Here is a 10697-nt window from a genome sequence, read left to right on the forward strand (position 1 = left end):
AGCAGGCTCGGCGCCGGAACTGAATACTCATCGACTAGGGTCCGGTTTAATCGCTATATCAGGCACTGGCTTATAGGAAAGGCCGTAATCAACCAGCAATTCTTCACCCTTCCTGATGTCATTCAGCGCCACGTAAAACGTCAGGTTTTTCCCCACTGCGATGGAAATGACGTTATTCGAGCGCCACGCCGGCCCACCGCCCAATTGCGAGGTATTGATCAGGCTCAGGTTGTTGCCCGTGTGCAGCGCACTCACCGAGCGATTGCCCGACCGTGTGCCGAACAAGTAGGTCAGTACAGCCCTTGAACCTTGTTTGCGTATTTCCTGAAACAACGACGCTTCTGATTCATGGAATTTGCCTGCGTACGGTCCTAGCACTTCAAATTTGGCAATATCGCGTCGTGCCCACACTGACGCGCCGCGATTGGGCCCACCGTCATCCAGTGCCGTGAACACTTCCAGAGTTTGATCAAACCGTGATTGATGCCGTCCTTCGGTACGCAACCAGTCTTTGATCGATTCCTTGATCTGGCTTGAAACGTTTTTTTTGCTTGCGTTATCGAGACCGTCAAGCAGGCCATTCCAGTGGGCGATACGGATGTCATCTATCGGCCCTTCGAGGGATAAAGTCCGGCTGATTGTCGGGTTTCGCGGGTCCTGCAGAATCGGCAGGTTGTTGTCGACCTGATGAGGCAACGACGAGGAGATCCCTGGTTCAACTTTGATAGCGACAGGCAAGATGTCCGAAGAGGGACCCGGAACTTCTGCGACACGGTCTGGCGTGTCGGCGGGTCTTTTCGGCGGCGGTGACTCCAGTGAGGCCGGCGCCGGACGCTTTTGTGGCGTACTCGTTTCAGCTTGTTGGCCTTCAAGGCGTGGCATGGAGCTTTGCCCCGAATGGCCTGCAACCTTGCGAATCATGGACTGCCCCCTTGGCCCAAGACTGCCATCGACCCGGACATAATTGTAAAAAGTGTTCGGATAAAGATGATGATGACCGGCAAATCCTTCGATGGTCATTGTGTCTCGCTCTTGCTGAGACATGTTTTGCCACGCAAGAACATGTGTTTCTTCCGGCTGGTTAAACGGTAAGTCGTCAGGACGGTCACGCACTAATACGCCAGTCGCGCTCAACTCGCCGTCGGGCTTCACGTAGTACTCGAATGTTTTCCGAGGCAGGTTGTTCTCTCGGGCAAACCCCTTGCGTGTGAGCCTCTGTCGCTCCGCTTGCGGTAATGCCTCCCAGTCCCGCAAATGTTCGGCAATGACCCTTTGCTTACGCACTCTCGAAGTCCGGCCTGTCAGTTGGGTGGACATTTCAGGAGGCAAGGCATTTTTGATACGGTGCAAGGCTGCGGTTCTGAGGGATCCATCGACTTTGACGTTCGCCTGCCATGTAGCAGGATTGAATGCGTGTTGACGGATGAATTCCTCTGCCGTGAGGGTGTTATCGCGCTGCCCGGAAAGCACCCACCACTGACGTAAATGTTCATCGGTCAAAGTCTTGTAGGTGCCACCGGCCGCTCGGTGCATCAAGGATTGTCCGGTTGGTTTCAGGCTTCCATCGGCATGTACATAGCCCGCAAAAGTCTCCGGGTGAAGAAAATGAAGACCGGAAAATCCTTGAGTTGTGATGGTGTCACGTTCTTGCTGGGTCAAGTTTTGCCAGGCACGGACATGCGTTTCGCTGGTCCTGTTGAAGGCTTTGTCTGTCGGACGGTCACGCACGAGTACGCCGGTTTCACTCAATTGGCCGTCAGGCTTCACGTAGTACTCAAATGTTTTTCGCGGCAGATTGTTCTGCAGCGCAAAGCCGTCACGCGTCAGCTTCTGCTGCTCTGCTTGAGGCAGCGCCTCCCATTGCCGCAGGTGCTCGGCAGTGACCCTTCGAGTCTTGCCCTTCGGAACCCGGCCGGGCCAGTCGATTTCCGGAACTCTCTGCGTATCAGGTTGCTGATCCGGGACAGGTTGATCGGTGTTTTTTTTCACCTTGTCCAGACGTTTGATCGCCTCCTCTGTCAGCGACCCATCCTGCCTGACATGTTTTCGCCATATGTTGGGGTTGAGCTGATGTTGATGCATGAACTGCGCTTCTGTCACCGTGTTGCCCGGTTGCCTGAAGAGCACATTCCACTGGTGTAAATGGTCATAACCGAATTTGTTATAGGCACCACCGGCCGCGCTGTGCAGCAGCGCTTCGCCGGCCGGCCCCAAGCGACCGTCGGCTCTTGCGTAACTTCTGAAGGTTGCCGGGTTGAAGTGATGCAGACCGGCAAATCCCCCCATGGTCATTTCGTCACGGGCTTTCTGCGTCATGTTCTGCCATTCACGGACATGCGCTACGTTCGGCAGATTGAAGGCTGTATCTGCGGGTCGGTCACGCACCAGCAGGCCGGCAGCGCTCAATTCACCGCCAGGCTTGACGTAGTACTCAAATGTATTTCGCGGCAGTAGATACTGTCGGGCAAAGCCGCCGCGGGTAACTTGATGCTGTTGCGCCGGGGACAATGCTTCCCACATCCGTAAATGCAATGCACTAATCTCCCGTCCCCCCCCTTGCGCGCCCAGTCGTTGCCACTGGTCACCGCGGAGATGCTGGATCAGCAATTCGGTTTGCCGGTTGCGGTGATAGACCCGCGCCTGCACGACGCCATCTTCACTGCGAGTGACTTGCCTGACCTCGTACACCGCTGTTTTACCGCTGCTATCGGTATGGCGTATGTGGGAGAGATGCCCGTCGGCGGCAACATATATCCCTTGGCCGTTGCGCGAGAGCCCGGCAATGCTGGATTCGGGCACACTGAAGTGACTGAACAGAGCATGGCTCAGCTCGTGCAACTCATCGAGGTATGAAGTGACCACTTTACCGGCGACCGCCTGGGTGGTGACTGCAAACTCCTCGATCGGACTGCCGTAAGGTCGCATCGTGTCGGCATCAAATGAATACCATTGACCGTTCTTCAATACAGCTGCGCCTTCCACAGTCTGGCCGGCGACTTTTACGGTGCCCGTTGCCGCTGCGTCATACTGTTTGCTGACAGCTTTCGATACTTCGTAACTGTCGGCAGCGCCCCTGAGCCGGTTGACGGTTTTGGCGCCTTTGGACAGTAGATAAAGGCCACCGGTCCCCACCAGTCTGGCCAGATCACCCAAGCCGCCCACCGGGTTGAGCACATCGATTGTGGCGACGCCGATGACATGGACGGTCTTCAAGGCCTTGGCTCCAGTGGAGAGCGCAGTGCTGCCGATCCTGATCAGTTTTCCTGCAGTGGCGGCGCCCGCCGTGAGAAAACCGAATATATCCACGGTGAGATCAAACACCGCCGCGCCATAGTTGCCCTGCTGAAAATTGACAATGGCTGATCGGAAGGGGATCAGGTTCAACAAAAACTCACCCAGCGGTTTGGGCTGGTAGTACTCGTCCATGGGTGTCTGCCCGCGGGCCAGCGCTCTGATTGCGGGATCATCCAGATCGAGATGTTGCACAAAGGCGTCGGCAATCGCACGGGACCGAGCGCTGCTGAAACTGTTAAAAAGTGATTCGCTCAACGCGCGCTCACGCCCCAGCTCACTTGCCGCCTCACGGGGGATAAGCTCTCTGGTCGTAAAATATTTGTTGGCTTCCCTTGATTCCCGGTGCTTTGCCCTGTGCAGGGCTGTTCGTTCAATCGTGTCTTTATTGATATTGATTTCATACGCCCGAAGGTTGCCGCTCAGCTCCGTTCTGATGAGCAGTCCGGGCTCGTTCGGGCAAGGAGTATGATTAAAGAAACCATCTGACACATATGAACCTTGTTGGAAGAAACTGATTTTTCCAAACTCGAAGTTCTTTTTGTCCTCCAGTGGGAGCAGGCAGATCATGTGCCTGACCGTTGTATTGACGGCGGCTTTTTTATCCTCGATGGCGCGCGTGAACTGCTGCTCGAAAGCTTCCCGCACTCCAAACGCCGGGTTGTTATTCAATGCCTCCAACGGGATGCGGGCATCAATGGATGCCAGCGGCCGCGGATTGGGCAAATCCATCATCGCGTAATCCTGTAGCGAATGAATGCCACTGAAACCCGACTGCCCACTCTCGCCGCGATACGTATCCGTGTGGAGTGCCTTGACCTCGAAAAGCGTGCCCAGATCGCCAAATCGCTCTATCAATACGGCCAGGGCAATGTCTTTTCGTGTCGGTAATTCTTTGTCCAGTATTCTGGCGGCAACAAGCCGCTCATCAAGCTCCTGGTTAAATGCCGCCCTTATCGTTTCAAGTTGTCCGGCGGGGTAGTTATCAGCGTGCCGTTTCAGAATGATTTGGTTGGCGACAGCCCAATCGAGTAATACGGCTGCCTGAATGCGTTGGCTGGATGCAGGGTCAACCAGGCGAGCACTTTCAGACTGACTCATGATCTGGGCAAACGACATGCCGGGGACTTTGCCCGGTGTTTGAGCCTCGATGGTCATTGCCGCAATGGTCAGGTTCGCCCATGCCAGACTGCCAACTTTTACATTCCCGGGTATGTCCTCAATCAGAAATTGCGGTGCCGACCTGCCCAGCAAAAGGTACGCACCGGCTTTCGCCAGGGCAGCGCTGGTTCTACCTTCCCGGCTCAAGTGATCAGCCAGGTTATCTGCGACTTCAGAGGCGCGCCGGCCCCAATGCTGATCACTGGCCAGATCAAAATCGGCTGTTTTGCGCCGATCAGGGGCAGTGATCGATTCGGGGTCCAGTTGCAGTGTGATGCCTGCCAGCAGGTAATCCATCGCACTGCTTTCGCTGTCGATACCCTGCATTCTTCGTTGCAGCGCATTGCCCATCAGTTGCCCTTGCGCGGAGCCGATCAGGATTTCGAGTATCCGGGCAGGATCGTTCGCGATGTTATCCGGGAGTGGGCAGCGATAACGCAGAAACTCCAGCGCACCACCCTGGGTCTGCATCACCAACGGCTGGTCGCCCAAGTGGTGCGCATGATTCATCGTAATCAGGCGCAAGCGCCGTTGTTCGTCTGGATTCAGTGGAATCGGCCAGGACAACGCCCCACCCCAATTGCCTAAGGGGGGCTCAATCGTGCTGTCAGTGACAGCCGGCAGCGCTTCGATGCCTTCAGGTTCATCGGGGGGGAGCGGTTGTGTCAGCGAAGGTGTGCGTTCTAGGGTGTTGCCCGTCATGAGACTGTCCATAGTCAAAGAGTCGTCCTTGGGAAAGCGCGGTTAGGCGCTTCCAGCGTTCACGAGTGTAAAAACACGCGGTGAACACATTCCATAAATCAAGTGCGAGTTCTTGTGTCCAGTTAAACGCCGTGTTGGCGGTCGGACAGGATGTAGATTTGCGTCCGGTCCGACCCTGCGTCTGGCTCAGTAACCCGTCAAATCCGCCAACGGATGCCGCCCCGCGTTACTACGCAACCGTCGAAAAGTCGTCCCGTTAGCCATCTCCTAGGGCATTCCCAGACGCTTCCTACAGTTTCATTTCCTTGTATTTGTTAGCGTTTGTTCCTGCCGATCGAGGTGAGCAATACTCAGTTCAACAGCGGCGAATAAAAGGACGATGCCGCTATGAAGCTTCTTGTAATTCACCAAAACTTTCCGGGCCAGTTCCGTCATGTGGTGCTGGCGGCGATTGACAGGCGTTATGAGGTTTTAGCGATAGGTCGGGATACGGCGCCGGGTATCGCAGGGGTGAAAATATATCGATACCGCGCTGCCAGCCGAGCGCCGAGCGGTATTCACCCCTACCTGACCCGTTACGAACAAGCGGTGACTGATGGACAGAAGGTTTTTGAAACTCTGAGCCGGCTGAAACATTCGGGTTATCGGCCGGACGTGATTCTCGCTCATCCCGGATGGGGGGAAACGCTCTTCGTCAAGGATGTCTATCCTGACGCGCCGCTTATTCACTATTGCGAATATTACTATCGGGCGCAGGGAGCAGATTCCGGGTTCGACCCTGAATTCCCGCGAGCAACAAGAGAGTCATCAAGGCTGCGAGTGCTCAATTCGCTGCATCTTTTGAATCTTGAGCAATGTGACATTGCCATTGCGCCCACGCGGTGGCAGCGCAGTCTCTTTCCGGCCGCTTATCAGTCGGCCATTCGGGTTATTCACGAGGGCGTCATTCAGAGTTCCTGTTTGGCGAAAGCTGGGGCCGTCAGGTTGCCCAATGGCGTCGAACTGAGAGCCGGGCAGCCGATCGTTACTTATGTCGCGAGGAATCTTGAGCCTTATCGCGGGTTTCACAGTTTTATGCGAGCGATCCCGCATATTCAGGCTGAGTGTCCCGGTGCGCAGATAATCATAGTGGGCGGTGATGACGTCAGTTACGGGGGTAAGCCGGTTGGCTATGCAAATTGGCGCAGCAGGATGGAGGCAGAGGTAAGTTTCGATCATTCCACCGTTCATTTCACAGGGAAGCTTCCTTACCAGACTTACCGGGCAGTTCTGGACTGTTCAAAGGTTCATGTTTATTTGACGTATCCGTTTGTTATGTCGTGGTCGTTACTGGAGGCGATGGCGGCTGGGTGTGTGGTAGTAGCGTCGGATACGGCTCCGGTAAGGGAGGTGATCGTCGATGGTCACAATGGAATGCTGGTGGATTTCTTCGATCATCACGGTATCGCCAAACGTATTGCCAAGGTTCTTGATTCCGTTGATGAGTTCGACTGCCTGCGCCGCGCTGCGAAGTTGACGGCGAGCAGATTTGATGTGGCGTACGGCACGAAACATTACTTTGAGGTATTTGAAAACGCGATGTTCGGGCATCTCAAGAAACCGCCTGCTCGTCAGTTTGACAGGGAGATTTGAAATGCTCCGGATGTCGCACAAGCCATGGGTTAAATGGTTTAAGAGGTTGTTGAAATACGGCTTGTTTATTTATGCCTGTTATTGCGTGGTGAATTTTTATATCCGTGAAGAACAGGTCGCCGAGGCGATGGCAATCTATTACGCGGATCAGGAGGCCTGTCAAAAGAAGCTGGCGAGCATGAAGCAGGTGCCCATACTGGGCGGCAGCTATGTGGATAAGACTCTGGTCCCGGAGTTTTATGTGGGCATGCCTGAACTGGCGAATAAGAAAGCGTGTCTGGCCAATACGCTCAAGGGGCATTTCTGGTGGACCGGGACGGAGATACGGTCTTACCACGACCAGAGTGTAAAGCCGACTCCTGAAAGTTGGCGTCTTTATAAGCTGAACGCTGGGCTTTATACAAAAAAAGAAAACACTGAACCCCATGAACGGGGCTATCGGCACGTCAACTGGCCGGATGAGTTGATTGTGAAGTTGAAAAATTATCCTGGACTGGAACTTTGGCTGAATGCACCTCCGCCGCATTTCAAGAATGAGGCTTCCGTTCGAAAGTTTGTCATTGCTGACTGGCCGCGGCGTGATGGCACTCCTCGATTGATAAGCTGTAACGGCTTGATTCGCCCGGCTGCTGAGGAGGAACTGACTGACGAGAAATTGGCGAAACTCAGTAGAGCCGAATTGGAAAACCTGGATTTTGGGAGTTTGAATTTTTTTTGCACTGTGGAGTTACACAGCTTTGATTTTTCCGGAGGGCACGGTCGGGTAAGTCTCGGTCTATCGTCATTACGAGAGTCACCTGAGATGCTTAAGTTTCTCAGTAGCTATCTTTCACGCTCTGTTATTACAAGGAAGTAACGATGAGTTATGTTTTTAATGATCTGGAAAAAACAGAAATCTTAAATGCAGCAAATATTTGCAAGGGACTGATGTTCGATTCTGAAGATGTCGAATATCTTGCGCTGGAATTAACAGGGGCTAGCTGCGCTCCCCTGTATCAAAAACTATTCGATATTATTGGCGGAAGAGTTTCTGAGGCTACCGCTGTCGATCAAGAAGCGGGAAAAATTCTGAAAAGCGCCAGGCTCTGGCTTGCCGTGGCCATTGATGCCAACGGTGGAAACGGTGCCTACTCCGCCCTGATTCGCGGCTACACCTCGCGGCAAGGTGAACTGAGATTGAATAAAATCTTCAGTGAAAACCTGATGCAACTGTCATCGAATCAGGTCGCCGCCAATTTCATCAATACTTTGATCGACGGATCCCTCGCGGGTCGGCTGGCACCCTGGACGGTTCCATCCATCAGCCAGATTGCAGAGATTGATGCCAGTGCGATCGGCAAGGCACTGTTTAGTGAGGCTTGCGGAGAGAAGGATACAGCCGTGAGCCATAACGCCGGCTGGTCAGGGACAGTCGGATTCAGCCTGTTGGGTGGAGCGCCGCCCTATGAAACCTGGAGATTGATCTCTGCGGGTGATTCGCAAGGGGAAGATGGCGGCCCGCCGATTCAAGCAAAAGCCAACAGGCTCGATGACTATAAAAATATTCTGTTCGCCATCGATTCCTACAGTGTCGGCCTGCGAGCGGCGATCAGCAATTTCGGCGTCAATCCATTGCAAAGTCTGCTTTCCGTCGTGCCAGAGCAAATCAATATCGCGCTCGCCAGTGGCAGCCTCAATCCGCTGATTCAGCATGTCGTGAAAGGCACGCCGGTTTCCGTCGTGGTCGACCTGATATTGCGCTATGGCCAGAACGAATTTCTGGACATGTTCAAGCGCACCTACAACGGCGATTCAGCAGCGCCACCTACCACCGATGAAACCTTCGCCACCAACGCTTACGCATTCTTCTCGGCATTTTCACCAGAGCAGTCCCAAAGCATCGTCACCCGTTCGATAGGCGAATACGGAAACGCCAATTCATGGGCAAAACTGGCTGGCGAGTCGACACCCATCGGCCTGGCGTTGCGTAATTCCCTGAAGCAACTCAGTGAAATCGTCATCGAACGCGATGACGGTTACCCCGGACGCGGACTGGCACTCTACGATCCGCTGACCGGCGAAGGTTTCATCACCGCGCAATGGCTTGCCGATCGTGCGCAGATGTTGGCCCGGTTGATTGCCCGAACCCAGGGCTCGTTTGGAGAGCACTCGCTGCAGAAGTTTTCCTACTCCGATCTCGCCTCAGCCAAACAGGCGCCGATGACCACCGGTGTGTTGAATCCGCTGGTCATGTTCGGCGATGACGGTGCACGGTCTTTCGCGGGCGGTGCGAACACTGACCATCTGTATGGCGGCGCGGGCAATGACACGATCAACGGACTGGCAGGTCACGATGTCATCGAGGGTGGACGCGGCAACGACTTGCTTGGTGGAGGCGACGGCAATGATGCGTTGCACGGAATGGCCGGTGATGATGTTCTGGTCGGAGGAAAGGGTAACGACTCTTTGAGCGGTGGCGAAGGCAGCGACCGCTATGAGTTTTCCAGCGGTGATGGCATCGATGAGATCTTCGACGCCAACGCCAATGGGCAGCTGTGGATCAACGGCGCGCCGATTCCTTCACTCAAACGTCGCGCCCCTTTGAGCAATATCTGGTCGACCGAGGATCAGGCCATCACCCTGACCCTCATCGAAGAACTCACTGAACCCACCCTCAACATCAAATATGGCCTGAACGACCTCGTCGTTATCAAGAACTTCCGCCCCGGGATGCTTGGTATCCGACTTCCTGAACACCAAGACCATACGGTCTCTGCTCCCGATCTGGTTCTCCAGGGCGACTGGAAAGCGAAAGATATCGACCCCAATGTTCCCGGTGATCAGTTCTCATACGATGAGCTGGGCAACGCGTTGCTATTGGCCAACGTAAAACAGAGAAACAAGGCCGATGTGCTCTACGGCTCTGCAAAAGACGACGTCATTCTCGGACTTGGTGGATCAGACCGATTATTCGGCAAGGACGGAAACGATCAGTTGTTTGGGGATAAACAGACGACGCTCGAAAAAGCCATGGCCGCTGGTGACTCTAAAGGGAAAGCCGCTCGAGGCGATTGGCTTGACGGAGGCGCCGGCCACGATTTGCTCATCGGTACGGCATCCCAGGACGTGCTTCTGGGCGGTAACGATCGGGATACGCTGATTGGAGGTGCGGGAGATGACGTTTTATCAGGGGATGAAACGACCGGCGCGCTGGAGCAGAAATGGGGATTCAAACGCGTCGAAGTGCTTATAGACGGTGGTGTCACCAGTCACCGAACTGTCTTTTCACAGGCCTCCTTTAACAGTTCGACGCAGGGCGATAACGATGTTCTCTACGGCCAGGGCGGTCGCGATGTTCTCAATGGCGGATGGGGCGAGGATCTGCTTGATGGTGGAACAGAAGATGATCTTCTTGCAGGGGATGGGGGGGATGACACGCTGGCCGGAGGAAGCGGTAACGACACGATAATGGGAGACAACCTCGATTGGGGCGGGGGACTGCAAAGCAAACACCATGGTAACGATGTATTGGACGGTGGAAGTGGCGATGATTGGCTCGCTGGTAACGGTGGAAACGATGCGATTTATGGTGGTCCAGGCTATGACACTCTCAAGGGCGATGATGATGTACTGAACGGCGTTGCCGGTGACGCTGCCCACTTTTTTGGAAGCGACCTGCTGGACGGTGGTGCAGGAGACGACACACTCTGGGGCGGTGGGGCGGATGATCTGCTGTTCGGAGGTGAGGGTAACGACGCGCTGGCCGGGGATTATGCTGAGCATCCAATTCGGTACCACGGCAATGTGTGGTGGTCAACTAATTCCGGACACCTCGATAGGTGGTTTCGATGCCATCGCCCGCTCGTAAACGGTCGGCGGCAGATACCCCAGTTTTGAGTGCAGCCGTTCGTTGTTGTAAAACCCAACGATGT

4 protein-coding genes are annotated in these 10697 nt (G+C 54.7%); 3 read left to right on the forward strand and 1 reads right to left on the reverse strand.

Features of this window, described 5'->3' with window-relative positions:
* Positions 1–27: 27 nt before the first annotated feature.
* A complete protein-coding gene (locus AACY50_RS16340) occupies positions 28–5154 on the reverse strand; it encodes an SET domain-containing protein-lysine N-methyltransferase (RefSeq protein ID WP_339538845.1) in 5127 nt (1708 codons plus the stop codon).
* Between the two features lie 387 nt (positions 5155–5541).
* Here AACY50_RS16340 and AACY50_RS16345 point away from each other — a divergent pair, with 387 nt between their 5' ends.
* Genes AACY50_RS16345 through AACY50_RS16355 form a run of 3 tightly spaced genes read left to right on the forward strand, consistent with a single transcriptional unit; the run spans position 5542 to position 10662 of the window.
* Positions 5542–6786 carry a glycosyltransferase family 4 protein gene (locus AACY50_RS16345; RefSeq protein ID WP_339430730.1) on the forward strand — a complete coding sequence of 415 codons (1245 nt, stop codon included), beginning with the start codon at positions 5542–5544 and terminating at the stop codon, positions 6784–6786.
* A 1-nt stretch (position 6787) separates the two neighbouring features.
* Positions 6788–7642 (forward strand): hypothetical protein, encoded by an 855-nt coding sequence (locus AACY50_RS16350; protein WP_339430731.1) that lies wholly within the window; start codon positions 6788–6790, stop codon positions 7640–7642.
* A gap of 2 nt (positions 7643–7644) precedes the next feature.
* On the forward strand, positions 7645–10662 hold the full coding sequence (locus AACY50_RS16355; protein ID WP_339538846.1) for a calcium-binding protein: 3018 nt from the start codon (positions 7645–7647) through the stop codon (positions 10660–10662).
* Positions 10663–10697 lie beyond the last annotated feature (35 nt).

Source organism: Pseudomonas sp. RA_15y_Pfl2_54 (assembly GCF_963971015.1).
GTDB classification, from domain to species: Bacteria; Pseudomonadota; Gammaproteobacteria; order Pseudomonadales; family Pseudomonadaceae; genus Aquipseudomonas; species Aquipseudomonas baetica_A.

Excerpts from the sequence above, each read along its gene's own strand:
- AACY50_RS16340 (WP_339538845.1), bottom strand. The coding sequence starts at position 5,154 with ATGACGGGCAACACCCTAGAACGCACACCTTCGCTGACACAACCGCTC.
- AACY50_RS16345 (WP_339430730.1), top strand. The coding sequence starts at position 5,542 with ATGAAGCTTCTTGTAATTCACCAAAACTTTCCGGGCCAGTTCCGTCAT.
- AACY50_RS16350 (WP_339430731.1), top strand. The coding sequence starts at position 6,788 with ATGCTCCGGATGTCGCACAAGCCATGGGTTAAATGGTTTAAGAGGTTG.
- AACY50_RS16355 (WP_339538846.1), top strand. The coding sequence starts at position 7,645 with ATGAGTTATGTTTTTAATGATCTGGAAAAAACAGAAATCTTAAATGCA.